Source organism: Enterococcus sp. AZ194, assembly GCF_051713825.1.
Taxonomy (GTDB): Bacteria; Bacillota; Bacilli; order Lactobacillales; family Enterococcaceae; genus Enterococcus_K.
The window spans coordinates 994,309-1,020,656 of the sequence record NZ_JBIOQR010000001.1; the positions used below are offsets into that span (position 1 = coordinate 994,309).

The following is a 26,348-nucleotide window of genomic DNA, read 5'->3' on the forward strand; positions in this document are numbered from 1 at the left end:
AGAATGACCATTTCTTTTCACTTAAATTGAAGGTAAGCTAGTACACGATTTGATAAATACAAATCAGAAAGTACTGTTTTTTATTGTAGGAGGGATGAAAAATGAGTAATTATCAATGGATTTGGCAATACGCAAAAAAATATTCAGGAAAAGCAATTTTAGCCATTATTTTCTTACTTGTAAATGCGATTTTAATTGTTATTAATCCATTAATTACAGGGGAGATTGTCGATAAGGTAATTGACAACAATCAGGCAGGATTATTAATCCCATTTTTGGCTTTGATGATAGGGATTACATTGTTTCGAACGGTGATTCGTTATTTGTATCAACTGCTGTTTGAACGGGTTGGGCAAAATACTTTATTTGAATTGCGTCAGGATATGTATAAGAAGTTACAGGAACTGGATTTTGACTTCTTTAACCACACGCGTGTTGGAGATATTATGGCACGAATGACGGGAGATACGGATGCAATACGCCATTTTGTTTCATGGGTGGTTTATAATATTTTAGAATGCGTCCTATGGTTTGTGACCGCAGTAGTTGTTATGGCAACAATCAATTGGCAGCTGATGTTAGCTTTAGTCGCTGTAACGCCATTTATTTTCATTTTAACACAAAGAATGTCAAAAGAAGCCCATCCAATCTTTTTTGAAATTCGTGAAAGCTTCTCACGCTTAAACTCGATGGTTGAAGAAAATATTGGTGGAAATCGGGTAGTCAAGGCCTTTGCGCGTGAAGAGTTTGAAATTCAAAAATTTAACGAACACAATGAAGATTATAAGGCAAAAAATATGGCCTCAGCAAAAATTTCTCGAAAATATCTTCCTTGGTTGGATGGATTAGCTGGTAGCTTGAACTTGATTGCTTTAGTTTTAGGTGGATTATTCGTGGTTCAAGGGAAAATGACATTAGGTGATTTGATTGCCTTCAATGGTTTCTTGTGGATGTTGAATCAGCCAATGCGTATGAGTGGTTGGTTAATTAATGATGTGCAACGGTTCTCAGCTGCCTGCATTAAGATTCGTCAAATGCTAAACACAGAACCACAGATTCCGGTTGTTTTAAAAGAAACAGATGATAGAGTCAAAGGGTTTGTGGAATTTAAACATGTTTCTTTCCACTTCTCTGATGATCCACATACACAAGTCTTAAATGATGTTTCATTTAAGATTCACCCAGGACAAACGATTGGGATTTTAGGAGAGACTGGTTCAGGGAAGACGACTTTAGTCAATTTAGTAGGTCGTTTTTACGATGCGACAGCTGGAGAGGTCCTAATTGACGGGAAAAACGTTAAGGACTATCCAGTTCGTCAGCTACGAGAAAATATTTCAATGGTTATGCAGGATGTTTTCTTATTTTCTAATACAATTGAAGACAACATTGCTTTTGGAAACCCATTCGCAGATGAAGGATATGTGCAACGAATGGCTCAAATTGCAGATGCCCATGAATTTATTTCACGGATGCCAGAAGGATATGCCACGATTGTTGGCGAACGTGGTGTCGGACTTTCTGGCGGGCAAAAACAACGAATTTCTCTTGCTCGTGCATTAACAAAAGATCCCTCTATCTTGATTTTAGATGATACGACTTCAGCAGTCGACATGGAAACCGAATCAAAAATTCAACGAGAATTAACTTCGTTAACAGAAGAAAAAACGACCTTTATTATTGCCCACAGAATTTCATCTGTGCGTGACGCGGATTTAATTTTGATGATGGAGAAGGGTCACGTAGTTGAGCAAGGAACGCATAGAGAACTAGTCGCAAAAAAAGGCCTATATTACGAAGTTTATCAGAAACAACTTGGGTTAGAGAATGGGGAGGTGAACTAAATGGCACGTAATAAATTTGACGTCGATGAGGAATTAGAACAGGAGTTTAACTGGTCTCACTACAAACGTTTAGTGCAGTATGTAAAACCTTATAAAGCCCCTATTTTAAAAGCTTTGTTTGTTATTATATTAGCGAATATTGCGGGGATGCTTGGCCCTTACTTTACAAAAATTGCGATTGATGATGTCATTCCAAATGGTAATTTAACGTTATTGATGCAATTGAGTGCTGTTTTCTTACTTTCACTCTTTATTATTGGTTGGTGTATGCGTTACAGAATTTATGCAATTACTGAGATTGGTCAAGATATCCTAAAAGATATGCGGTATTCAATTTTTGAACATTTGCAACGTTTGCCGTTTTCTTATTTTGATAACCGCCCCCATGGGAAGATCTTAATTCGTGTAGTAAATTACATCAATACGCTGAGCGATTTATTAAGTAATGGTTTAATCAACTTGATTTCGGACATTTTTAACGTAATTATTACGCTGATCTTTATGCTCATGATTGATGTTAAGTTGACACTTTACAGTATGTTATTGTTGCCAGTCTTGTTTGCGATGGTCATGGTCATCAAAACGAAACAGCGAAAAGCCTATCAAGTGTTGAGTAATAAACAATCCAATATGAATGCCTATATTCATGAAAGTATTTCAGGGATAAAGATTACGCAATCATTTGCTCGTGAAGAAGAGAATTATCAAATTTTTAATGAAGTCAGTGAAGAGTATCGTTCTTCTTGGATGAAAGCCGTCAAGGTTCAATTCCTATTATGGCCGGGTGTTCAAAATATTTCGGTTATGACGACTTGTTTGATTTATTTTGTTGGGATTCGCCAGTTTGGTGTTGATGTGACAACAGGGACGTTGATTGCTTTTATTGGGTATATTAATAACTTTTGGAATCCTGTTATCAACATCGGGAATTTCTATAATTCACTGATTACAGCAACGGCTTACTTGGAACGTATTTTTGAAACGATGGATGAAGTGCCTGATATCCAGGATGAACCAGGTGCGGATACGTTGCCACCGATTCAAGGAATGGTTGATTTTGAGGATGTAACTTTCCGTTATGAAGAAGGCAAAAATATTTTAAACGAGGTTAGCTTCCATATTGATCAAGGACAAAGTATTGCGTTGGTTGGACCGACTGGTGCGGGGAAAACCACAATCATTAATTTGTTGAGCCGTTTTTATGATGTGAATGAAGGAAGTGTCAAAGTGGATGGTCATGATGTTCGTTCTGTGACCTTAGCTTCACTGAGAACACAAATGGGTGTCATGCTTCAAGATACATTTGTCTTTTCTGGCACAATTTTAGATAATATTCGTTACGGAAAATTAGATGCGACTGAAGAAGAAGTCATTGAGGCCGCTAAAGTTGTTCGTGCGCATGAGTTTATTAAAGACTTAAAAGATGGCTACAATACAGTGGTTGAAGAGCGAGGAAGTACCTTATCTGCTGGCCAACGACAATTGATTTCTTTTGCAAGAGCCTTGTTAGCCAATCCGAAGATTTTGATTTTGGATGAAGCGACATCAAGTATTGATACCAAAACAGAAGAATTATTGCAAGAAGGGCTGCAACAGCTTCTAAAAGGTCGGACGTCCTTTATCATCGCTCACCGTTTGTCGACGATTAAAAATAGCTCACAAATCTTCTATGTCGAAGGTGGACGAATTGCTGAAGCGGGAACACATGATGAGTTGATGGCTCAAAGAGGGCTGTATCACCACTTATATCAATCGCAATATGATTTACTTCAAGTCACAGAATAAGCGTCAGTTTTGCTGATAGCTTGAATGGTTTGAAAAACAAAAAAGTCTTACTGCTCTATGGAGTTGGGTTCTTGTGTTTATCTAGCAAGAACTCAACATTCTAAAGAGTGAGTAAGACTTTTTTGAGTATTCTTTTATAAAACAAGGTTCAAATCTAAAGTATCGAAGAAGCTGTTCTAGTTTTTACAAAAAAGATAGCAGTGATTTATCACCAACATCATAAAGTATAGAGCGTTTATGATGTGCTAGGAATGCTGTTATATTGGTATTTTTAGTACATCATCTTCTTTGTATTAAACAGTCTATGCATTAAGAAAATTTAAGCATTCTTTCGGCTTCAAATGCCATAGATTCTTTAAAAAGTTTAGCCAAACCATCTGTATCTTCTCTAGATAGTAAAGTAATGTATAAAGCTCTGTCATCAACCTTAACAACGATGGGGGCACAGTCATATTTAAGAGCTAGGAAAATACTGATCATTCTACCAGTCCGCCCGTTACCATCACTAAACGGATGAATACGTTCAAATTGAATGTGACTATCTGCTAACACTTCGGCAGCGTCATCTATATTTTGGGCCATCTCTAGTCTATAAATTGTATTTTCAACCCATTGTAATATAAGATTAGGTACTTCATGAGGTTTAGCAGTTTCAAAAGTAGCTCCTACAATGGCATTTTGAGTTGATTTATATTGTCCTTTATCAAATTGAATGCGATCTAATAGCAATTCATGTATTTTCTTTATTACTCGTTCAGAAAAAGGCGCATCATTATTTAAAGTACTGATAATATAATCAAACGCCTGTTTATGATTTGCTACCTCATAAAATTCACGCAGTTTAATTCCTTTTTCTGGTGCAATAATGGTATCTTCTAAAATAATTGAAACTGTTTCAGCAAGCGTTATTGTGTTTCCTTCTATGGCACTAGAATGATAAGCCATTCTAATTAATACATCATCTAAATAGTTTTGTGTGATTGCCATGAATGGTCCTCCTTTTAAAATCCTGTGAAATTAGCAAATTGCGAATGGCCTTTTCTTCTTTTTAAGAATTTAACAGAAATTTTAAATGTTGATCTTTTATTACCCGATGATAAACGTTTCGAAGCTCTTTCAAGAAGTTCTTTTTCAGCAAAAGATAAAAAATATCAGTATCGTCAAACCTAAAACCTGAACTATCTATTAGCTTCATCTAGCCTTCAGCATCCTTTTGAGTCTAAAATCATTTTATCCAACGACTTAAGTTGCAGCTTAGAAGCTTCTTCCGCCACCACCGAATGTGCCGCCGCCAGAGGAATGAGTGGTGCTTCCACCACCGCCTCCGCCACCCCCGTTGTTGCTTGGTTTGGGGATTCTGCGAGTAGTAACAAAGGAATTAACTAGTGTGTCGTCACGATCAGTTAGCTGTAAAGAAGATTTATCTCTGTACGGATATTTGTACGTGCCAAATTTTAACTGATATTTTAATTTGATTAATACAAAAAAAACAATGCTGAGAATGAGCGCTGCCAACACACCAATCGTCGCTTCCGTAGCGGTAAGCACTTTGTAACGAGTAATTTTCCCAGTATCACGGTCGATTCGATAATGACCTCCAGGAACACCTTTCTCAACAAATTTTGTTAAATTGGAAAGGTAAGTCTGTGTTGCGTCAAAGTAACTTGCGCGTTTCATATCCTCTTGAATGGCATCTAACATGTCTTCTTTTCTAGAATTGGTGACATAATCAATCATATTTCCTGAGGTAGAGACATACAGTTCACGATCGTACATATCTAATAACAGAACTGCGCCATTATTGTCTGCCCCAATCGTATCTAATAGATACTTATCAGAGAATTCTTCTTGATCTCCCACATACTCAGCAGTGGTGACAATGAAGATTCGACCTTTGATGGTTTCATCCAGTGAATGAGCTTTTTGTTCAATCGTCTGAATCTGCTCCTCCGAGAAAAGGCCCGCACGGTCATCTACTGTGACTGTTTCAGCCAACCCAGTAGTAGAAAAAGCAAAACAGACAAACAGAAGACCGATAAGGGCAAGTAGAAAATGTTTGTTATTTGTGTATACTTTTTTTCTCATATGAAGTAGCCTCCTAACAGAAAGAGAATTGTTAGTAAGCCGAATAGTCCGGCTGTCGCAAGGCCTAGTCGTTTGTAACTCATAGGAAGGACACCACTGACTTTTCCGGTTTGCCCATTCATGGCGTAGTAATAGGTTTTCCCCTGACTATCTCCGCGATAAGTCACTAGCCAAACAGGCAAGAGAACATAGTGATTGTTTTCTTCATTGATGGCAATATCTGTGTTGACACCTGTCAGAGTAGCATAACCAGAAGCGGTTTCTCTTAACAAATCCTCTGAATAATCCTCAAGTTCATTTCTGACAGAATCTCGAATAGCTCCATATTCAATATCGCGTTTTTCTGCTTGGAAACCAGCTAAATATTGACTTTTGAAATCGACAGCCTTGTCTAATGGGAAAGGCTGGACCTGTTCAACCATCTTTTGTTGTGTATTTTTGGAGAGGGCATTCTTCAGTAATTCTTTGAAAGAGAGTAGCCCCTTACGAAAGACACGGAATTGTTTGGTTTCGGTATATTCTATATCGCCAATACGCCAAACTCGGATAGCTGTCGCATTCGCTGATAGTTGACCAGAAATTTTGGCATTAACCGTCCAGTAAGGGAAATAGACGCCTGTTAATTTATCAATTTGACTCTTGTCAAAGAAGTCTTTTGGAATAAACCATTTTTTCTTCGTCCAAGCTAAAAACTGTTCGACGGCCTCTTCTTTTTCTACAGCGAAGGGCAGAACCTTTTCAGGTAAAAACTCGCCACTTAAGCGTCCGGATAAGACCACTGGATTATGGCAATAATAACAATAAGTTGCAGCAGTTGTTGCATCAGTGACAATCTCAGCACCACAGCTCGGACATAAAAAGAGTTCCATCGTAGAAGAAGTTGTCGACTCTTTTGACTGGGTAAATTCTTCAGACTGAGTGGTTTGTTCTGTCTGGTTTGATGTCGTTTCAGCAGCTTTGTCGGCGGTTGATTCTCCGCCGACTGACGCTGCCTGTTGTTTTGCTTCATATTCACTGACTTCTTCTTCTGTGAAGATGCTTAAACAGAAGTCGCAATGAAATTTTTGGTCTTTTGGCTCGAAAGTTAAAGGGCCGCCGCAATTGGGACATTTATGTGTAAGAACTTCCATCTTTACTATTTCCTTTCTTTAGTCGAGAGGAACCCCGACAAAAGGTTTGCCACAATGTGGACAGAATTTTGGAATGCCATGGCCTAAGTCAACTACTTCATGACAGTCGTTACATTTCATTTGTAAACCAGAAGCGGCTGCCGGTTTTGGCGTACCACAATTGGTGCAGAACTTACCTGTGTTTTCTGTACCACATTGGCTACAAGTCCATGTGTCTGTAGCTTCACCAGCCTGGTTTTGTGCTTGAGCCTGTTGTTGGGCTTGTTGATTATTTTGAGAAGCTTGTGTGAGGTAAGAGCCGTTTGCATTCATGCCCATACCCATGCCCATAAAGCCAGTCATAGCGCCGGCGTCATTTTTACCAGCAGCTTCCATTCCGCGAGCGATTGAACCTTGAACATAACCTTCACGAACGCCAGGATCGCCCAACATTGCGCCTTCATTTCGCATGTTAATTAGCTTCATAGAATCATCTGTGTATGAAATACTTGCTACAGCGACAGATAGAATTTCCATTCCACGAAGGTCGCGCCAGCTATCGTCAAGAACGTCAGCCATGTATTTGCTTAATTCCATACTCTTAGAAGACACGTGAGAAATTCGTTGCCCGTCTGCTGACATCTGATTAATTGCCGCTTGTAAAGCAGTTAAAAATTCAGCCAGATATTGTTCGTTAATGTCCTCTAACTCAACTTGACTCTTGTTTTTTGGAATGGCATTCGTATAGAAAAGAATGGGGTCAACGATAGAAATCGAATAGTTCCCATGTGCACGCAAGAATAATTCTGCGTTGTAGAAATTGTCAAAATAGTTCAAAGGCGCTTGTGTACCAAACTTGATTCCTTTGATTTCTTGTAAGTTAATGTAATAAACCTTTTGACTTTGTGGCGTCACACCACCAAATTTGAAACGTGAAAAAGTTTCTGCTACAGCTTCTTTTAAGGTGCCGTTAAACATAGAAGGAGCCAAATCATTTTTGACAGTATAATAGCCTTCTTCTGCAGTATAATCGATAATTTTGCCACCATCGACTAAAAGCATCATTGTATTTGGATAGACATGAACAACGGAACCATCTGTAATCACATCATCTGTTCCTTTATTATTTGATCCACGTTTGTCATTACGACGGACTTTAACCCCTTTTGTCATAACAGTTGTATCGCTCATGTTGGCAGGTTCGATGACCTCAAGCCATTGATCTGCCAAACCTCCGCCGATTGCACTTGTTGCAGCTTTTATAATTCCCATGAAAGTTCCTCCTAAAATCAATTTTAATGCTAGTCACATTATAACACAGCAAGTTCGTTTGCTAATAGGTCGGAAGGCTGACAAGTTAAAAATTCTCATTGGGTGATTAAAAATTTGAGTGGTTGCTTAGAACAGTTTTATCAAAAGTGTTTTGTCAAAAATGGCTTCATCTTTTTCAGCAAAAAAATGTAAATTTTTTATGCTGATTCTCTCCATTTTGTAGTTTTTTTAAGATAAATCACGTATAATGTGTACTAGTGAAATTTTCTAAGAAAGGGGTCCATTATGGCTTATCAAGCGCTCTATCGGGTCTGGCGGTCGCAACGGTTTGATGATGTTGTGGGTCAAAAAGCAATTACTCAAACATTAAAAAATGCGATTACTCAAAAGAAGACCTCCCACGCCTATTTATTCACAGGTCCTCGGGGAACAGGGAAGACCAGTGCAGCTAAGATTTTTGCCAAGGCGATTAACTGCCCCAATAGTCAAAACGGGGAACCTTGTAACGAATGTGAGATGTGCCAATCGATTACTGCAGGTAGTCAAGAAGATGTGATTGAGATTGATGCGGCAAGTAATAACGGTGTGGAAGAGATTCGTTTTATTCGTGACCGCGCAAACTATGCACCAACAAAGGCTGCGTATAAAGTGTATATCATCGATGAAGTGCATATGCTGTCAACGGGCGCATTTAACGCATTACTGAAAACATTAGAGGAACCAAAAGAGCATGTCATCTTTATTTTAGCGACCACTGAGCCGCATAAAATTCCCTTAACGATTATTTCAAGAACACAGCGATTTGATTTTAAACGAATCAATGCACAGGATATAGTTGATCATTTGACGCATATTCTCAATGAAATTCAAGTGTCGTTTGATGAACAGGCGCTTTACATTATTGCTCGAGCAGCTGAGGGAGGCATGCGGGATGCGTTGAGTATTCTCGATCAAGCAATTTCCTTTAGCGATGGCACGATTACAACAGAAAATGCGATGCAAGTCACAGGTAGTCTGACTTTTGAGATGATGGATCAGTATATCGGGGCTTGTGTGAACAAAGAAGTGCAGCAAGCGTTGACTTACTTGGAACAAATTCTATCAGAAGGAAAAGAAGCACGTCGATTTTTAGAAGATTTATTGTTGTATTGTCGTGATTTACTGATGTATCAACAAGCACCACAGCTTCTTTCTGAAAAATCAGGTCATTTGACGGAGGCCTTTAAGGAGTTAGCCAATCAAGTTGCACCAGAAACGCTTTATCAAATGATTCAAATCTTAAGCGAGACACAAAATGAAGTTCGTTTTACGAACAATGCCACGATTTATCTAGAGGTAGCGACAGTCAAACTAGCAACACCAAACAAGTTGACAGTGGTACAAAGTTCTTCTGCAAGTGTCGAGGGAAATGTTCAACCAGCTGATTCAGCTGAGCTACATCAATTGCAAGCACAGGTAACAGCACTACAAAAAGAAGTTCAGACCTTAAAACAAACTGGTGGCGGACACGCGGCGGAACAGGCAGCGCCTAAACCAAAAGCGAAGGCACCAAAATCCAGCTTCCGTGTACCGACTGAACGGGTTTTCCAAGTTTTAGCAGAAGCAACCAAACAGGATTTATTGAATATCAAGAATGTTTGGGACGATGTGTTGATGGCGATGTCAGTGACGCAACGAGCGATGCTAAAATCAAGTGAGCCGGTTGCAGCCGGACCGAATAGTTTGGTGATTGCCTTTGAATATGATATTGTTTGTCAAAAAGCAACGGGCGATGAAGAGTTATCTCTGATGTTGAGTAATACAATCAGTCGGATGATTGCGAATTATGCGCCGACTGCGATTTATATTACGCGCGAAAGCTGGCCTGAAATCAGACAGTCGTATGTTCGTCAAAACAAACATCAAGAGAAACCAACAGAAACCTTTATCTCACCTGAAGAGGAGATAGAAACAAGCGGACCTTCTGAAGAAGAAGTGGCCGTGGAAAAAGCAAAAGAATTTTTCGGTGAAGAACTGATTACAATTATTGATGACTAGGAGTGAAGTATAATGATGCGAGGCATGGGAAATATGCAAGGCATGATGAAACAAGTTCAAAAGATGCAAAAAGAAATGGTGAAGGCACAAGAAACTTTAAATGAGAAAGAATTTGTTGGCGAAGCTACAAACCAATTAGTTAAAGCAGTGTTCACTGGTGATAGAAAAATGAAGGACATCCAAATTAATACTGAAATTATTGACCCAGAAGACAGCGATATGCTGCAAGATTTGGTGATTATGGCTGTAAATGATGCCCTTTCTAAAGTTGAATCAGAGACAGAACAAACCATGGGTAAATATACAAAAGGTATGCCAGGGTTCTAAACAACACGTCATTTGTCTGAAGGATCTCCAAAGAGTGCATGAACCTGTTGAGACAAACGACTGAAATAAGTGAAAAAATCAAACAATCAATGTAAGGAGACGTACGCCCATGCAATACCCAGAACCAATCGCTAAGTTGATTGATAGTTATATGAAATTGCCTGGAATTGGGCAAAAGACAGCGACTAGATTAGCTTTTTATACGATTGATATGAAGGATGAAGTGGTCAACGAGTTCGCTAAATCCTTATTAAGTGTTAAGCGTGATTTGCATTTTTGTAGTATCTGTGGAAACATCACGGAGGAAGATCCTTGCGAAATTTGTCAGGATGCAACAAGAGATAGAAGTATGATCTTGGTTGTGGAAGAGCCAAAAGATGTTATGGCGATGGAAAAAATGCGTGAGTTTCACGGGCTGTATCACGTCTTACATGGCGTGTTGTCACCGATGGAGGGGACGGGCCCAGAAGATATTAATATCGCGCCACTCATTCAACGCCTTCATGATGAAGAAGTAAAAGAAATTATTATTGCCACAAATGCGACAACAGAAGGGGAAGCGACAGCCATGTATCTATCGCGCTTAATTAAACCAGCTGGCATTAAAGTTACACGTTTGGCCCATGGATTGTCTGTTGGTAGTGATATTGAATATGCAGATGAAGTAACATTATTAAAGGCGGTTGAAGGTCGCCGAGAGTTATAAGTTTTCAATTGAATATGTTTTCCAGTACAATAGAGAGGTATTGGATAGATGGAGGCAAAAACGTGGACGGACTATTTATCACGGTTGAAGGACCAGATGGCGCAGGAAAAACAAGTGTAATCGAAGAACTCTACCCAAGGCTACAAGCATTAACCAATCAAGAAATCATCAAAACCCGCGAGCCTGGCGGAATAGCTATTGCAGAAAAAATTCGTCAAGTTATCTTGGATCCGAAAAATGATGCGATGGATGAACGAACAGAAGCATTACTTTATGCGGCTGCTCGTCGTCAACATTTGGTGGAAAAAGTTTTTCCAGCATTAAATGAAGGAAAGATTGTCTTGTGTGATCGTTTTGTAGATAGTTCTCTTGCTTATCAAGGGGCTGGACGCAGAATTGGTGTTGCAGCGATTGCTGAGATGAATGAATTTGCAACAGAAGGCCTTTCACCAAACTTTACATTATATTTAGATGTGGATTCTGATACAGGTCTTCGCCGTATCGCTCAACATCGAACGCATCAAATGGATCGTCTGGATTCAGAAGGATTAGAATTTCATCAACGGGTGCGTCATGCGTATCTAAAACTAGTGGAAGAAAATCCGACACGTATTACCAAAATCGATGCGCGACAAGACTTATTGAATGTTATTGAAGCTTGTTTTCAAGCAATTGTCAGTCGTTATCCAGAGAAATTTACTAAATAGGAGGGTGTTTACGTATGAAAATCATATTAGCTATTGTTCAAGATAAGGATAGTAATCGTTTGGCTAATGAGTTTATTGATTCAAATATTCGTGCAACGAAACTATCATCAACTGGGGGTTTCCTTAAAGCCGGTAACAGTACATTTATTATCGGGATTGATGATGAACGAGTGGAAGACACACTTGAGTTAATCAAAAAAACTTGTCAATCTAGAAAACAATATGTTTCAACACCAGTGACATTAGATATTTCTATGGATGGCCAAGTTCCTTATCCTGTTGAGGTTGAAGTTGGAGGAGCAACGGTCTTTGTTCTTCCTGTTGAAGGATTCCATCAATATTAAGAAGGAGAACATTATGGGAGAAGCGCAATTTCTAGAAAAGAATCAACCCATTGTGTTTACGCAACTTCAAAAAAGCTTTGAGCATGGGCGTCTTGCCCATGCTTATCTTTTTGAAGGTGAGACAGGCACAGGAAAACATGAAGCGAGTATATGGCTTGCTAAGCATTTGTTTTGTACGGATTTGAAAGATAACCAGCCTTGTGAACAGTGTAATAATTGTCAAAGAATCCAGAGAAATGAGCATCCTGATGTTCAGATTGTTGAACCGGATGGCCAAACAATTAAGGTGGATCAAATCCGTAAGCTACAGTCAGAATTTGCGACGAGTGGGTTTGAGACCAAACAAAAGGTTTTCATTATCAAGGATTCAGATAAGATGAATAGTAGTGCAGCCAATAGTTTATTAAAATTTTTGGAGGAGCCAGTAGGGTTATTTCTAGCTATCTTAGAAACAGACTCTGTCGGACGGATTTTACCAACGATTCAATCACGTTGTCAGATTTTGCATTTTCAACCACTTTCCAAAGAATTATTACAAATGAAACTAAAAGAAAATGGCTTGGGTCTACAGACAGCAAAACTTTTATCTTCCTTAACAAATAGTTTCGATAAAGCAGTTGAAATCTCGCAAAATGAATGGTTTAATGAAGCTAGGGATTCTGTTCAGCAATGGTTTAATTATCTGAAAAAAGCAGATCCGCAAGCATTTATTTATGTGCAAAAAAAATTACTAAAGGTTTTTAAAGAAAAAACACAACAAATCGAATCATTTAGTATGCTTTTATTTTTCTATCAAGAGCTGCTTTTGGAGAAAGCTTCTGGGAGATCTTTAAAAGAAATTGCAGAGATAAATCAAGTGATTGAGCTCATTTTACAAGCTGAGCAAAAATTAGGAACGAATGTTTCTTTTCAGAGCACAGCTGAACAACTCGCATTGAGAATTATTTATAAATAGATTAACTAACGAATTGATGAAGGAGGATGAAAATGGTAGAAGTTGTAGGAGTCCGATATCGTGAAGCAGGACATATCTATTATTTTACTCCTGGGAAATCAGAGTATGTTTACAACGATAAAGTTCTTGTTGAATCACAGCAAGCCAAACAGATAGCGACAGTTGCCATTCCCAAAAAAGAGATGAACGTAGAAGATTTACCAGATGAATTAAAGCCAATCTTACACAAAGCTTCTCCACAGGAATTGGAGAAAGAAGCACAAAATCTAGTAGATGCAACGGATGCCTTTAAAGTGGCTAAAGAGAAAATTAGAGCGCATGAATTAGAGATGAAGTTGATTCGTGCAGAGTATACGTTTGATCGGAGTAAAATGATTTTTTACTTCACAGCAGACGGGCGTGTTGATTTTCGTGAGCTTGTAAAAGACTTGGCGGGGATCTTCCGGACACGAATTGAGTTGCGCCAGATTGGTGTACGTGATGAAGCCAAGATATTGGGTGGTATTGGACCTTGTGGACGTCAGTTATGCTGTTCGACTTTTTTAGGTGATTTTATTCCCGTTTCAATTAAGATGGCAAAAGATCAAGGTCTGTCTTTGAATCCAACAAAGATCTCTGGATTGTGTGGTCGTTTGATGTGTTGTCTAAAATATGAAAACGATGAATATGAGAAGGCTAAAAAAGAATTACCAGACTATGGTAAGGAAATTGAAACGCCAGATGGTAAAGGACGCGTTGTCGGCTTGAATTTATTAAGTCGTGTCATCAAAGTCCGTCTAGTCGGAAAAGAGACGCCTGTCGAATATGACTATGAAGAATTAAAAGAAGCTACCGCAAAAGTAGGTGACATTCATGGATAAACGTTCCCTTTATGACGGCTTAACTCAGCTTGAAGCAGAATTACGTAACACATTAACTGAGCTTATGGAGCTTAAAGAGGGCTTCCATGAAATCGTCGAAAAAAATACGACATTAGAGATGGAAAATCAACGCTTACGTGAGCATTTACGCGAGTTGAATCAAGTCGCAGAAGCACCTTCTGAAAAAATGAAGCAGGCCCTTTCAAAATCACGGATGAACTTGGAAAAAATCTATGAAGAAGGCTTCCATGTTTGTTATGATTTGTATGGCTCTCGTCGTGAAAATGACGAACCTTGCGCATTTTGTCTTGAGGTCATTTATCGAGAAAGTATCAAATAAACGAGTGTTTGATGGGAAATCAAAAGGTTGAGACTGAATCTATATTGTTCATCTCAACTTTTTTTGTGGATAACTCTAAAAAACAAATGAAAGGAGAGCCTTTATGAACAAACAAAAAAGTTTTAAAGGACCCCAGACAAGTGGGACACTCTACCTTGTACCAACCCCTATAGGAAACCTTGAGGATATGACTTTTCGGGCGGTTCAAACCCTAAAATCAGCGGATTTGATTGCAAGTGAGGACACCAGAAATACCCAAAAATTACTAAATCATTTTGAAATACAAGTTCCTCAAAAGAGTCTACATGAGCATAATTATAAAGAACGTGTTCCACAGCTTGTGGAACAACTTCTATCTGGCGTGCAGATTGCTCAAGTCAGCGATGCGGGGATGCCTTCTATAAGTGACCCAGGTCATGAGTTAGTTTTGGCCTGTATTGAAAATAATATTCCTGTGGTTTCTTTGCCTGGACCGACTGCTGGGATGACTGCTTTGATTGCTTCTGGATTATTGCCTCAGCCGTTTTTATTTTATGGTTTTTTGCCAAGAAAGAAGAAGGAACAACAAGCAGCTTTAACAAAACTGAACACACAGGAAAGCACCTTGATTTTTTATGAATCACCTTACCGAGTTGCGGCTACCCTAAAAAATATGCAAGAAGTGTTTGGGGGACAAAGAAACGCCGTAGTTTGTCGTGAATTGACAAAAATTCATGAGGAGTATCTGCGAGGGACAGTTGATGAGCTGATTGAATACTTAGAGAACACCGAAATTAAAGGCGAGTGTTGTCTACTTGTTTCTGGAAATGATGGGGCACAGATTAGTCAGGATGAACCTAAAGGCAGTCTAAAAGAGCAGGTTGAGTTGAAAATTCAAACGGGCCTTTCCCCAAAAGCGGCAATAAAGGAAGTAGCCGTAGAAAATAGTCTGAAAAAACAAGACGTCTATCGCGTGTATCATGAACTTGAAAACGAATAAAGAAGGTATGGATGGGTAGTGAGTATAAAATCACTCCCCATCCGCACCTTTTTTTGCCAAGAAACTAGGTAATGGTGTGTTTTCTCTGATGACCCGTTTCACCAATTTTTAGTCTTTTATGTAACACAATTTTCTAATAAAAAAAGAAGGAATTTTGGCTACAATTCTTCATTTTTGCTAAGGGGAAATCTGATAAACGAGGTAAGTGCCTAATAAAATAGTACCTACACGCCAAATAACCCAAGCCTTATACTAAGCTTAGGCTATTTGTAAGTGATTGTACATAACGCTTGAACGTCTAGTTGCCAGGGAAATAAGGCATCTGACCCTTCATCTGATAGAGTCGCCATATTTGGCACGCGATCAAATAGGAATTCTATATACCGAATCGGGTCGAGACCATTAGCCACTGCCGTTCGATAGATACTAAAAATCACGCCTGATGTTCGTGCACCTTCTAAGCTATAGGAATGCATGTAATTTTTTCGTCCAATCACCAGCTCTTTTATGTGACGCTCCGTTGCTTATCCTTAATTTAGGATAATTGGCCGAGCAAGTCATTCGACTACTAACGCTGGGAAAAAAGAACTGGCTTCAGTCAACAAGCGAAGCAGGTGGACAGGCAATGCCATCTACTTGAGTCTTGTCGCAACAGCGAAGGCAAACGACTTAGACCCTAAAGATTACCTAACGCGACTTTTCCAACAGCTACCGAATAAACCGTTCCTTGAGAAGCCAGAAATTCTTTTATGAATTTTTGCCTTGGTCAGATTCTATGCAGACTATTTGTAAAAGATTGTCTCGCAAAAAAACGGAAAAGCAAAAAATAGCTTGATTTCTGCCAAAAAATTGGAGAAACCAGGCTGTTTGTGTTGTCCTTTTAATTACTCACTAATAAAGTTTACTTCGGGCTTACAATATAACTACTGATAACATTATATAGATGTATTTCAGAATCATCTTTTCTTTTTATTCGTGCAGCTAGCTTCGCACTCGCTATTTTTTAATTTTGTTTCTGGTCTGGCAGCGTATGAAGCTGGATGGGTACAATTTCGTTTGTCTTAGGCAAACAAACACCTCCAATTTACTTGATAAGCCAAATATGCTCGGAGATGTTGCTTGATTGTAGGTACCTAGTTATTAGGCGCTTACAAATAATTACCATTGCAATAAAAATAAATCTTTTAGTTAGTGATAGAGACTATCTGAATTTATGAAAATAAAAGAGCTAGGGGCATAGTATGCAAAAATGCAAATATTTCCCTAGCTTTTTCCATTATTTTAAAAATTTGTAATACTTAACTACGGTATAAATAAACCCTGTTAACGCAGTAAGGGATAAATTCACAGTCAAGAATAATTTCCAATGTGTTAAGTTGAGATTGACAACTATACTATTTAGAAATACATAGATCAAAAGAGAAAAAGTACCGATTTTAAAGATTAGAGAATCAGTTCGTTCATCATCTCCCATTCTATACAATATTAAAAATATCCCTGAAATCAATAATACAGAAATAAAAACAAAAACAGCAGTTAGTATATCTATAAACTTATCCCCATTTTCAGCTAACCATGAATTAATGTTATTTGACAAATTGATTATAAAACTAGTTGATATCATCTGTTTCCCCCTTATCAATATATTCAAAAATCTCTGATATTTCTACTTTAAAAAAGTTAGCAATTCTATATGCAACTAAAAGAGAAGGTACATAGTTCCCTTTTTCCATAACAAAGATTGTTTGTTTAGAAACACCTACTACTTCACCAAGTTCTGTCTGAGACATTCTGTTTAGAACTCTAAAATCATATACTTTATTACCAATTGAATCATCAAATTTTTTTTTCATAAAAATCACCTCTTGCAATCATGAGTAAATTATAATAGACTTAAGACAATAAAAAGTAAAGTCAACTTATAAAATTTATAATTTTGTCTTTATAAAAGTTAACGTAGGTTGTAAAAAAATGTACACGTTGTATTTTACAAGAAAAAAGGATATAAAGCAAAGGTTAAAAATATTATCCATAAATAACTATGAGGTAGGTGGAGAACATTGTTGGAAGTGAAAAATATTTCAAAAAGTTTTAGCTCAGTTACAGCTATAAAAGATTTATCTTTTAATTTGATACCATCTAAAATCATAGGATTAATTGGTACTAACGGTTCTGGAAAAACAACAACTTTTCGTATGATTTTGAATTTAATAGAATCAAACAATGGTGAAATATTATGGAATGGTGAAATAATAAATAATATTAATACTGATGAGATAGGATATTTACCAGAAGAAAGAGGTCTTGACGGTGAGATGACTGTTGAGGAGCATATTATTTACTTAGCTCAATTAAAAAATAAAACAAAAAATGAAACACTTGGTCTAATCGATGAATGGATGGATGCTTTACAAGTGAAAGGTTCTAAAAAAGATAAGGTTAAAATTTTATCTAAAGGAAACCAACAAAAAATACAATTATTAGCCACTTTAATTCATAAACCAAAATTAGTTATTTTGGATGAACCGTTTAGCGGGTTAGATCCAGTCAATTCACATTTATTAAAACAAAAAATCTTAGAATTAAAAAATGACAGTGAAACTAATATTATTTTTTCAAGTCATAATATGGATCATGTCGAAGAGCTATGTGATCAATTGATCCTTATTGATAAAGGTAAAGTTTTACTGAATGATGACTTGAAATTAATAAAAGAAAATTTTGGGAGAAAGACTTTGATAATTACAGATAACAAAGCTGTAAGAAATGTTCTTGAGAACAATAAAGATAGAATTATTAAAGTTACTGAGTATGATTCAGAAACGCTTAAAGTTACTTTGAAAGATGAAGAAGTTGGAGAAAAAATATTTTTTGAAGTTTCAAATAATCAATATATAACAACCTTTTGTCAAGGTTATCCAACTTTAGATGAAATCTTTCGAAAGGTAGTGAATAGGGATGAATAAATCTGTAGTTGTCGTTAGGAAAACCTTTAAAAAAAGGGTGACATCTAAAAGTTTTTTAATTACTATGTTCCTTCCATTAATTTTTTTAGGTTTTATTATAATTTTTGTGGTGTATTCAAATCAGAACATGAACTTTGCCATGATAGAAAATGCAATTAATAACAGCCAAGAAGTTAGAGAAAAAATTATTCCTATTTTTTCAACATTAATAATTTTCTTATTTATAGGAAGTTGTGCCAACATTATTGCTCAAGAGATTGGTTCAGATAAAGGGTCTAGGTTAATGGAAATTATATTGACTAGTGTGCCTCCTGAAAGATATTTTATAGGAAAATTAGTTGGGGTATTTCTAATAGGGTTACTACAATTAATAGGGTATATTCTTATATTTCTAATCGGCATTCGTATCTTTGATTCTATAGACCAGAATGGTGGAAGTATGACTCAAATCTTTATGAGTTTGGCTGAGGTGGTCAATATCTGGAATGTTCTTTTTCTGATTCTAGGCATAATATCTTATACCACTATAGCAGCTATGTTTGGTTCATTAGTTACTAAAAAAGAAGATGTTTCAAATGCTGCAAATCCAATACTTACAGTAGCTCTAATAGGGCTATACATTGGTTTGTGGCTAGCCAATACATCTCCCAATAGTTTAGTTGTCAAAGTTGCTTCACAGCTACCATTTTTTTCACCATTTGTTATGCCAGCAAGATTAGCTAGTACAAATGTAGATAATGGGGCGATTATACTATCAGTTGTTTTGTTACTATTTTATTCTGTTATTTCTATTCTCATATCTATGAGAATTTATAATAAAAATGCTCTTAATTTTTCTGAAAAGTTAATTTTCAGAAAAAATTAAAAGCACACTAAATTAGAATCCCAAGTTAAAATTGATGAAAAAATATATATGCCTGGAATAAAAGTAGGTATAAAGACTGTTGGTTTTCTTGATGACTTACAGTTAAATTATTTATCATGGTGCTATGGAACACTGAGTATTTTTAATGCAATCAAGTATTCTACAAAAGTTTATGACAATAAAGAAACTGCCAACTGGCTTAAGGAGTTAGCAAATCAATTTTATCAACAAGAGGAAATAGAATGTAGAGACATGAATTTTTGTCATGGCTTAGTAGGCAGTTCTTATATTCTAGAAAAAAATGAACTGGTGTCTAGTAAAAAACTCAATAAGATAAGAAAAAAAATGAATGATTACATATCGAATTTTGATATTATTAATTCAGATATACTAGGTATCTATAACCATATTGACGGTTTCATCTCAATAATAATTTTGAACCTCTTTAAGTACCAAAATGAAGAAGACAAAAAATTGTTAGAAGAAATGTATCTAATCTAAAAAATAATGGGAAAGAGGGTTGTTATGCCTATTGAGGATAATGATTTTATAATGAGACAATCAAAGCAAATTGCACAAGCATTAGGAGCATTCTTAGATAAAGATACTGTTGATGATATTCTGAATTTAGATGAAAAGCAGGATGATGATTCAAAATGTAATGATGACAAAAATAAAAAAAATCCGACAATAAATAAGTAAACGGTAAATAAAGAAAGTGATACCTAAGGTATATTCTTTTAATATATAGTTCCCGTAAAGTAAAACGCATTTCAAATTAAAGCTTGCCATCCATGGTAAAATGAAACTAAAACGAGGTTTCTCCCATGAAAATAAAACATTATACTCCTGAACAAATTGAAGAAATCCGCACTCAGTTGCGAGAAACTAAAAATACAAGACTAAAACTAAAAATACCAAGTCATTGATTTAAGTATGCAAGGGAAGCAAAATAAAGAAATCGCTGGAATGTTTCACTTGAACGAGACAACTGTAGGATTCTATATAAATAGTTATTTACAAGGGGGACTTACTGCACTCGTTCCCCAAAAAAAATCTGGACGTCCACCGTTCATGACAAAAGAACAGAGTCAAGCGTTATACGATGTCATACGTGATTATGTCCCTCATGACGTCGGTTTTCCAGGTCGCTACAATTGGACGGTAAGCTTGCAGCAAAATGGTTAAAGGAAACGTATAACATAGATTATAAAGAAAGCAGTATTCTGCAACAAATGCATCAAATTGGCTTAAGTCATACGCGGCCTAGCTATGTATTAGCAAATGCCGATAAAGAGAAACAAGCCGAATTTTTGGAGCAACTGGAAGCTGAAAAAAAAACTCGTAAATGGGGAGATTGAGCACCTGCTCTTTGAAGATGAATCCACTATACGTGATTATCAAGCGTTACAAGCCACTTGGTTTCCTATTGGTCAACAAAAGAAGATTAAGACGTACGGAAAACACTACAGCGTCAAGCTTACAGGAATATTGAATTACGAAACAGGTGCCGTTTATGTGGAAGAAAGTGACACATTTGACGCAAAGGTTTTCCAAGGATTTCTTGAAAATGTTCTAAAATTGTATCCTACAGGAATTATCGTCATGGTTTTAGATAACTCAAGAGTCCATCATGCCAAAATTTTACAAGATTTTTTGAGGAGAAATGTCCGATTGCGTCTCCTTTTTCTGCCACCTTATAGCCCTAATTTGAATGCCATTGAAGAGCTATGGAAATGGCTCAAGGAAACCTGTGTGAACAACGTTTTTTTCTCCAAATATTATCAAATTAAAATAGCCGTTCGTACATTTGTTCGATGGGTAAATACCATTCCAAAAGAAACGATTGATCGGCTGTGCCTTTAATGCTTGTTTATTAACAGAAACTATCTATTTCAAAATTTTTAATCAGAAAGATTGAACGGGAACGGATGTTTGTATTATAATGAAGTGAGTCATTATAATGAGAAGGACAGATTTGAACACTTCTGATAGTTGACTGAATAGAAAGGGTGACAATAGTGGTAGAGATGCGCTTTCCATTGAAAAATGATACCTCTAGAAAAATTATTCATATCGATATGGATGCTTTTTTTGCGGCTGTTGAAGAGCGGGATCATCCGGAGCTTGTGGGTCATCCGTTAGTTATTGCGCGACATCCTAGTGATACTGGTGGGCGTGGGGTAGTGACAACGGCTAATTATATTGCGCGACAATATGGGATTCATTCTGCAATGAGTGCGCAGAAGGCATTTGAGCTGTGTCCACAGGCTATTTTTAAGCCAGGAAGTTATGAAAAATATACAGAAATATCAAAAGAAATTCGAAAAATTTTCGCTCGCTATACTGACATAATTGAGCCAATGTCGATTGATGAAGCCTACTTAGATGTGACTGAAAATAAAGTTCAATCCAAGTCGGCGATTAAGATTGCCCGCATGATTCAGCGAGATGTTTGGCAGGAGTTACGACTGACTTGTTCTGCTGGGGTCAGCTACAATAAATTTATCGCTAAGCTTGCTTCTGATTACCAAAAGCCCAAGGGAATGACCGTTGTGATGCCCGAGGATGCAGTTGCTTTTTTGAAGGCCTTGCCGATTGAGAAGTTTCATGGGGTGGGGAAAAAAACGGTGCCTAGGATGAATGAGCTTGGGATTTTTACAGGTGCAGATTTATATGAACAAAGTGAGATGGACTTGATTCGTTATTTTGGTAAAATGGGCTATTCTTTGTATCGAAAAGTTCGTGGTATCCATAATTCACCAGTGAGTGTGACCAGAGATAGAAAATCAGTAGGAAGAGAGAACACGTATGGTACGCCACTACAGACAGAAGAGGAAGTCTTGGGGCAATTGAGGAAGCTTTCTGAAAGTGTTGAAAATTCGTTGCGGCGGGTTCAAAAGCATGGGAAGACAGTGGTTCTTAAGGTTAGATATACGGATTATTCAACCGTCACAAAGCGTGTCACTTTACCAGAATATCTTTATAAAAAGGAAGCTCTTTTTCATGAAGCGAGTCTTATTTGGGAAGATGTTTTGGGTGTCGAAAAAGGGATTCGATTGTTAGGAATTACCGTGACCAATCTTGATCCAATGTCGTATGAAAATATAGTCTTACCTCTATGGGAGAAAGAAGACAAAAACTGAGTGGGTGAGTATGGTTTTGAATTTTTGAAGATCCGATAAAAAGACTCATCTTTTGGCAAGTAGAAGCAGGCTGGAAATGTCACAAAGCCCGAAGATTTAGCAGTATTAAATAGTGCCATCTTTTTTCAAAAATTATCGGATCAATCGAATACAGTTAATTATCAAAAAAGAGAATCAGTCACGCCTAATCCGCGTAACGATTCTCTTTTTTGATAATTAAATTAAATCGGCTTTTTTGATTTGTTCGAAGGTCTCTTTGCCATCCGTACATTTGTCCCAAAGTACGACTTGTTGAGCCTCTAGCGACTTCTTGACATCAACAATACGCTGATTGCTACTCCCACGAAATTGCAGCTTGAGATCGCGCTTTGAAAGTTCAAAACGACCATCAACGAGGATATCAATTTTTTGTAATAATTCTAGTTTGTCTTCAGATTCTAATAAGAGTTCTTCAAAAGTATAACCAGACCAAGACCAGATATCTTTGGTTGTGCCAAATGTGTCACGAACTCGGTTGACCACTTTGAGGCAGACCTCTATATTTAAAAAGGGCTCACCGCCTAGTAGTGTTAATCCTTGGATGTAGTCAGGGGTTAGATCCGTGATAATCTGCTCTTCTAACTCTTGGGTGAATGGTTTGCCATATCGGAAATTTTGAACGGCTTTATTGAAGCAGCCTTCACAAGCAAATAAGCAACCACTAACGTACAAACTATTACGAACGCCTTCGCCATCGACAAAGTTAAAAGCTTTATAATCAGCAATATAGTTTTGGCTATAGTCTTGTGAGAGCCATTCTTTTGGTTGAGGATTATTCATAGGGAAAACTTCTTTCTTCAACAGGATAATTTCGTATAAAAGGCAAGCCAGGATAAGTTGAAAGCCTTACAGTGTCTTTGTTTGACACAAGTGACTTGCAATCAATTATCCTGACTCCTTATCTTTTTTGTTTCTAAAATGTTCGAATTTATTTCATGTGTTTAACACGTGAAGAGATTTCTTTGTGACGGCCGTGAACCATTGGGCGTGCTTGAGGGTTTCCAAGGTAACCGCAAGTTCGTTTCACTACGTCACATGTTTTCGGATCATGGTTACCACATTCAGGACACTCGAAGCCACGTTCAGTTGGTGTGAAGTCTCCTTCAAACCCACATGCGTAACAATGGTCAATCGGTGTGTTTGTTCCTAGGTAGCCAACTTTATCGTAGGCGTAATCCCAAACCGCTTCAAGTGCTTTCGGATTTTGTTGAAGTACTGGATATTCACAATAATGAATAAAACCACCCGAACAATAAGCAGGATAATCTTTTTCAAAATCAAGTTTCTCAAAAGGTGTTGGATTCTTACGCACATCATAATGGAAACTATTTGTGTAGTAATCTTTATCCGTAATGTTTTCAACAAGACCAAATTTTTCTGTATCTAATCGACAGAAACGGTCAGTTAAGCTTTCACTAGGTGTTGAGTACACGCTGAAATGGTACCCATATTCATCACTCCACGCATCTGCATGAGCTTTCAAAGATTTCAAGATACTTAATGTAAATTCTTTCGCTTCAGGTGTTTTTTCCCACTCGCCGCCAAAGAAAGAAGAGGCAACTTCATAAAGACCAATATAACCCATTGAAACTGTCGCACGGCGGTTTTTGAACAACTCATTAACGGAGTCTTTGCGTTCCAAACGTTTGCCAAATGCACCATACATGTAAAGAATTGGTGCATTGGCAGGCGTTGCTTCTTTACAACGTTCGACACGATACACAAGGGCATCCTTCATCGTTCCCAGACGTTCTTCAAGTAAAGACCAGAATTTGTCAACATCCCCATTTGCTTCAAGTGCAATTCGAGGTAAGTTTAATGTGACAACACCTAAGTTCATGCGGCCGACATTAATTTCTTCGCCTTGTTCGTCTTTCCATCCTTGAAGGAATGAACGACAACCCATTGGCACTTTGAAACTACCTGTTAATTCAACAATTTTTTCGTAGTTTAAAATATCTGGATACATACGTTTGGTTGCACATTCTAAAGCCAGCTCTTTAATTTCATAGTTAGGGTCATTTTTCTCCATATTTACGCCACGTTTTAACGTGAAGATTAGTTTAGGGAAAATCGCTGTTCGATGTTCACTACCTAAACCATTGATTCGGATTTGTAAAATTGCTCGTTGAATTTCTCGTTCAAACCAACTTGTTCCTAAGCCAAATCCAAGAGAGGTGAAAGGTGTTTGACCATTTGAAGTGAAGAGAGTATTAATCTCATACTCTAAGCTTTGCATAGCATCAAAGATATCTTTTCGAGTTTTTGATTTAGCATATTCTTCACGGCGTTCTGGCGTTTCAATCCATTCCTCAGCGTCTTTCAAATGTTTTTGATAGTTCAACTCAGCGAAAGGCGCAAGTAATTCGTCTGTTCGGTCAGCTGAACATCCGCCGTATTGGCTAGAAGCCACATTGGCAATGATTTGCGAGATTTGTGCAGTAGCGGTTTGGATTGATTTTGGCGACTCTACTTCTGCATTACCGATTTTGAAGCCTTTAGTTAACATACCTTTAAAATCAATTAGACAACAATTGGTCATAGGAGTATATGGATGGTAATCAAGATCGTGATAATGAATGTCTCCTTTTTGATGGGCGTTAGCTACATGAGGAGGAAGCATTTTTAAGCCGATTGATTTACCAACAATTCCAGCTGTTAAATCACGTTGTGTGTTAAAAACATCACTATCTTTATTGGCATTTTCGTTAACTACCGATTGATCCTTGTTAATTAGTTTGCCAATAGTGAAGTTGATATCTGTCGATTTACTTCTCTCAAAGTCACGACGAGTTCGGTAATTGATATATTCTTCAGCCAGTTGATATTCATTTTTTTCTAATAAAATATGTTCAACGACATTTTGGATTTCGTAAATTTTGATATTTTGGTTGAATCGTTCGACAATTTCTTGATCCACACGGTCCACAATATCTTGGATACGTTCATGTGCAAGAGGAGTCAATTCATTGGTTAGCTTTTGTTCTGCCTTTAGTAGCGCATCATAAATTTTTTGATCATCGAAATCGACTAGACGGCCATCGCGCTTGATAATTTTCATACTTGATAAACGAGTTTGTTCTGCTTTATCTTGTGCACTCGTTTCTTTAATTTCCATCATTTGTATTCACTCCTAATTTTTTGTTCATTAACATCATAAAACAATTTACGGGAAGTATCAACTAGATATAGTGTTTTTTTAGATAAAAAATTAATCGTGCACACTATATGTAGTGTGCACAAGAATTGAAAATTTATGAAAACTCATGGTTATTGGTTTTGTGATAGCTTTCATAAGATGTGTAAATTTTCAACCTTTTTTTAGCAAAAAAATTATTTTTTTGAATACCATTTGCCAGAAATAAATGAAAGGCTTTCATCAGGAGGTCGTCTGTACAAACCAATTTTTGTTTAAAAGAGGAAGCTGCCTTTTTCAGTCGAAGAAAACGAGCAGGTGGTTTTATAGTATACTATTTATATGAATAGAAGAAAGTGGGCGTTTTAATGGGGTGCTTAGGAAATATAATTTGGTTTATCTTTGGCGGATTTGTCGGTGGACTGACGTGGTTTGCAGCAGGGGTGCTTTGGTGTATCACGATTGTCGGGATTCCGATTGGCCTGCAATGTTTTAAATTAGCAGACTTGAGCTTTTGGCCGTTTGGAAAAGAGGTTGTTTATAGTGCCAGTACCGTCTCATTTCTTGTCAATTTTCTTTGGCTAATTTTCAGTGGTTTTTGGTTAGCTGTAGCTCATTGTATTAGTGGCGTGCTTTTATGCATCACCGTGATTGGGATTCCGTTTGGCTTACAATCATTCAAACTAGCGAAATTGGCGCTCATGCCGTTTGGTGCGCAAGTCGTTCTTTCTACTAGATACTAAAGCTTAGCTCCTGAAATAAGTGAGCGTTTAGCCAGTTTCAGTTGCACGAGTTGACGAATATTTTTTTCAATGTGTTCCTTTTTTGCAAGTCACGTTAACTGTT

General features: G+C 37.3%; 28 protein-coding genes and 2 pseudogenes. 21 read left to right on the forward strand and 9 right to left on the reverse strand.

Going from position 1 to position 26,348, the window contains the following annotated elements; translation table 11 throughout:
* Positions 1-101 precede the first annotated feature (101 nt).
* Positions 102-1,844: an ABC transporter ATP-binding protein gene (locus IGI37_RS04700; RefSeq protein ID WP_438760281.1), complete on the forward strand. Its 1,743-nt coding sequence runs from the start codon at positions 102-104 to the stop codon at positions 1,842-1,844.
* The gene (locus IGI37_RS04705; RefSeq protein WP_438760282.1) at positions 1,845-3,629 is read left to right on the forward strand and encodes an ABC transporter ATP-binding protein; all 1,785 of its coding nucleotides are present in this window, start codon (positions 1,845-1,847) and stop codon (positions 3,627-3,629) included.
* A 309-nt stretch (positions 3,630-3,938) separates the two neighbouring features.
* Here IGI37_RS04705 and IGI37_RS04710 read toward each other — a convergent pair whose 3' ends face one another.
* The 5 genes and pseudogenes from IGI37_RS04710 to IGI37_RS04730 all read right to left on the reverse strand — a co-directional run bounded on the left by IGI37_RS04710 (position 3,939) and on the right by IGI37_RS04730 (position 8,095).
* Entirely contained in the window at positions 3,939-4,616 is a 678-nt protein-coding gene (locus tag IGI37_RS04710) for a Fic family protein (protein ID WP_438760283.1), read from the reverse strand.
* A gap of 267 nt (positions 4,617-4,883) precedes the next feature.
* Positions 4,884-5,714 carry a TPM domain-containing protein gene (locus tag IGI37_RS04715; protein ID WP_438760284.1) on the reverse strand — a complete coding sequence of 277 codons (831 nt, stop codon included), beginning with the start codon at positions 5,712-5,714 and terminating at the stop codon, positions 4,884-4,886.
* Positions 5,711-6,583 (reverse strand): annotated as a pseudogene (locus IGI37_RS04720) (TFIIB-type zinc ribbon-containing protein); the annotation flags it as partial. The pseudogene IGI37_RS04720 and the gene IGI37_RS04715, both read right to left, overlap by 4 nt.
* 116 nt (positions 6,584-6,699) lie before the next feature.
* Positions 6,700-6,844: pseudogene (locus IGI37_RS04725) on the reverse strand (TFIIB-type zinc ribbon-containing protein); the annotation flags it as partial.
* Positions 6,845-6,862: 18 nt separating this feature from the next.
* On the reverse strand, positions 6,863-8,095 hold the full coding sequence (locus tag IGI37_RS04730; RefSeq protein WP_438760285.1) for an SPFH domain-containing protein: 1,233 nt from the start codon (positions 8,093-8,095) through the stop codon (positions 6,863-6,865).
* 285 nt (positions 8,096-8,380) lie between these two features.
* On the opposite strand from IGI37_RS04730, the gene dnaX reads away from it, so the two are divergent.
* From dnaX to rsmI, 9 genes are all read left to right on the forward strand, one after another.
* Positions 8,381-10,132, forward strand: a complete 1,752-nt coding sequence (dnaX, locus tag IGI37_RS04735; protein WP_438760286.1) for a DNA polymerase III subunit gamma/tau — start codon at positions 8,381-8,383, stop codon at positions 10,130-10,132.
* A gap of 12 nt (positions 10,133-10,144) precedes the next feature.
* Positions 10,145-10,459 (forward strand): YbaB/EbfC family nucleoid-associated protein, encoded by a 315-nt coding sequence (locus tag IGI37_RS04740; protein WP_438760287.1) that lies wholly within the window; start codon positions 10,145-10,147, stop codon positions 10,457-10,459.
* A 109-nt stretch (positions 10,460-10,568) separates the two neighbouring features.
* A complete protein-coding gene (gene recR, locus IGI37_RS04745) occupies positions 10,569-11,165 on the forward strand; it encodes a recombination mediator RecR (RefSeq protein ID WP_438760288.1) in 597 nt (198 codons plus the stop codon).
* Between the two features lie 62 nt (positions 11,166-11,227).
* The gene (gene tmk, locus IGI37_RS04750) at positions 11,228-11,872 is read left to right on the forward strand and encodes a dTMP kinase (RefSeq protein ID WP_438760289.1); all 645 of its coding nucleotides are present in this window, start codon (positions 11,228-11,230) and stop codon (positions 11,870-11,872) included.
* 14 nt (positions 11,873-11,886) lie between these two features.
* Positions 11,887-12,216 (forward strand): cyclic-di-AMP receptor, encoded by a 330-nt coding sequence (locus IGI37_RS04755; protein ID WP_438760290.1) that lies wholly within the window; start codon positions 11,887-11,889, stop codon positions 12,214-12,216.
* Positions 12,217-12,229: 13 nt separating this feature from the next.
* The gene (gene holB, locus IGI37_RS04760) at positions 12,230-13,171 is read left to right on the forward strand and encodes a DNA polymerase III subunit delta' (RefSeq protein WP_438760291.1); all 942 of its coding nucleotides are present in this window, start codon (positions 12,230-12,232) and stop codon (positions 13,169-13,171) included.
* Between the two features lie 32 nt (positions 13,172-13,203).
* Positions 13,204-14,031 (forward strand): PSP1 domain-containing protein, encoded by an 828-nt coding sequence (locus IGI37_RS04765; RefSeq protein ID WP_438760292.1) that lies wholly within the window; start codon positions 13,204-13,206, stop codon positions 14,029-14,031.
* Entirely contained in the window at positions 14,024-14,371 is a 348-nt protein-coding gene (locus IGI37_RS04770) for a DNA replication initiation control protein YabA (RefSeq protein ID WP_438760293.1), read from the forward strand. The genes IGI37_RS04765 and IGI37_RS04770 overlap by 8 nt, the downstream gene beginning before the upstream one ends.
* Positions 14,372-14,474: 103 nt before the next feature.
* Positions 14,475-15,350 carry a 16S rRNA (cytidine(1402)-2'-O)-methyltransferase gene (gene rsmI, locus IGI37_RS04775; protein ID WP_438760294.1) on the forward strand — a complete coding sequence of 292 codons (876 nt, stop codon included), beginning with the start codon at positions 14,475-14,477 and terminating at the stop codon, positions 15,348-15,350.
* 263 nt (positions 15,351-15,613) lie between these two features.
* Here the strand turns inward: rsmI and IGI37_RS04780 are convergent, their stop codons facing one another.
* On the reverse strand, positions 15,614-15,826 hold the full coding sequence (locus tag IGI37_RS04780) for a transposase domain-containing protein (protein WP_438760295.1): 213 nt from the start codon (positions 15,824-15,826) through the stop codon (positions 15,614-15,616).
* Positions 15,827-15,986: 160 nt separating this feature from the next.
* Between IGI37_RS04780 and IGI37_RS04785 the strand changes: the two genes are divergently transcribed.
* Entirely contained in the window at positions 15,987-16,103 is a 117-nt protein-coding gene (locus IGI37_RS04785) for a transposase domain-containing protein (RefSeq protein ID WP_438760296.1), read from the forward strand.
* An 857-nt stretch (positions 16,104-16,960) separates the two neighbouring features.
* Here the strand turns inward: IGI37_RS04785 and IGI37_RS04790 are convergent.
* Positions 16,961-17,203: a helix-turn-helix transcriptional regulator gene (locus tag IGI37_RS04790; protein WP_438760298.1), complete on the reverse strand. Its 243-nt coding sequence runs from the start codon at positions 17,201-17,203 to the stop codon at positions 16,961-16,963.
* 207 nt (positions 17,204-17,410) lie between these two features.
* Between IGI37_RS04790 and IGI37_RS04795 the strand changes: the two genes are divergently transcribed.
* From IGI37_RS04795 to dinB, 8 genes are all read left to right on the forward strand, one after another.
* Positions 17,411-18,316 carry an ABC transporter ATP-binding protein gene (locus IGI37_RS04795; protein ID WP_438760300.1) on the forward strand — a complete coding sequence of 302 codons (906 nt, stop codon included), beginning with the start codon at positions 17,411-17,413 and terminating at the stop codon, positions 18,314-18,316.
* On the forward strand, positions 18,309-19,181 hold the full coding sequence (locus IGI37_RS04800; protein WP_438760302.1) for an ABC transporter permease: 873 nt from the start codon (positions 18,309-18,311) through the stop codon (positions 19,179-19,181). The genes IGI37_RS04795 and IGI37_RS04800 overlap by 8 nt, the downstream gene beginning before the upstream one ends.
* A 48-nt stretch (positions 19,182-19,229) precedes the next feature.
* Positions 19,230-19,682 carry a lanthionine synthetase LanC family protein gene (locus tag IGI37_RS04805; RefSeq protein ID WP_438760303.1) on the forward strand — a complete coding sequence of 151 codons (453 nt, stop codon included), beginning with the start codon at positions 19,230-19,232 and terminating at the stop codon, positions 19,680-19,682.
* Between the two features lie 24 nt (positions 19,683-19,706).
* A complete protein-coding gene (locus IGI37_RS04810) occupies positions 19,707-19,883 on the forward strand; it encodes a hypothetical protein (protein ID WP_438760304.1) in 177 nt (58 codons plus the stop codon).
* 222 nt (positions 19,884-20,105) lie between these two features.
* Complete coding sequence (locus IGI37_RS04815) at positions 20,106-20,369, forward strand: helix-turn-helix domain-containing protein (protein ID WP_438763584.1); 264 nt, start codon at positions 20,106-20,108, stop codon at positions 20,367-20,369.
* On the forward strand, positions 20,339-20,542 hold the full coding sequence (locus tag IGI37_RS04820; RefSeq protein ID WP_438760305.1) for a helix-turn-helix domain-containing protein: 204 nt from the start codon (positions 20,339-20,341) through the stop codon (positions 20,540-20,542). Before IGI37_RS04815 ends, IGI37_RS04820 begins: the two co-directional genes overlap by 31 nt.
* Positions 20,466-21,047 carry an IS630 family transposase gene (locus tag IGI37_RS04825; RefSeq protein ID WP_438760306.1) on the forward strand — a complete coding sequence of 194 codons (582 nt, stop codon included), beginning with the start codon at positions 20,466-20,468 and terminating at the stop codon, positions 21,045-21,047. Before IGI37_RS04820 ends, IGI37_RS04825 begins: the two co-directional genes overlap by 77 nt.
* A 155-nt stretch (positions 21,048-21,202) precedes the next feature.
* Complete coding sequence (gene dinB / locus IGI37_RS04830) at positions 21,203-22,327, forward strand: DNA polymerase IV (protein ID WP_438760307.1); 1,125 nt, start codon at positions 21,203-21,205, stop codon at positions 22,325-22,327.
* A 216-nt stretch (positions 22,328-22,543) separates the two neighbouring features.
* On the opposite strand, the gene nrdG is transcribed toward dinB, so the two are convergent.
* Together nrdG and nrdD are read right to left on the reverse strand one after the other, a co-directional pair.
* Entirely contained in the window at positions 22,544-23,146 is a 603-nt protein-coding gene (gene nrdG, locus IGI37_RS04835) for an anaerobic ribonucleoside-triphosphate reductase activating protein (RefSeq protein ID WP_438760308.1), read from the reverse strand.
* Positions 23,147-23,294: 148 nt separating this feature from the next.
* On the reverse strand, positions 23,295-25,487 hold the full coding sequence (nrdD, locus tag IGI37_RS04840; protein ID WP_438760309.1) for an anaerobic ribonucleoside-triphosphate reductase: 2,193 nt from the start codon (positions 25,485-25,487) through the stop codon (positions 23,295-23,297).
* A gap of 383 nt (positions 25,488-25,870) precedes the next feature.
* Here nrdD and IGI37_RS04845 point away from each other — a divergent pair, with 383 nt between their 5' ends.
* Positions 25,871-26,245 carry a YccF domain-containing protein gene (locus IGI37_RS04845; RefSeq protein ID WP_438760310.1) on the forward strand — a complete coding sequence of 125 codons (375 nt, stop codon included), beginning with the start codon at positions 25,871-25,873 and terminating at the stop codon, positions 26,243-26,245.
* Positions 26,246-26,348 lie beyond the last annotated feature (103 nt).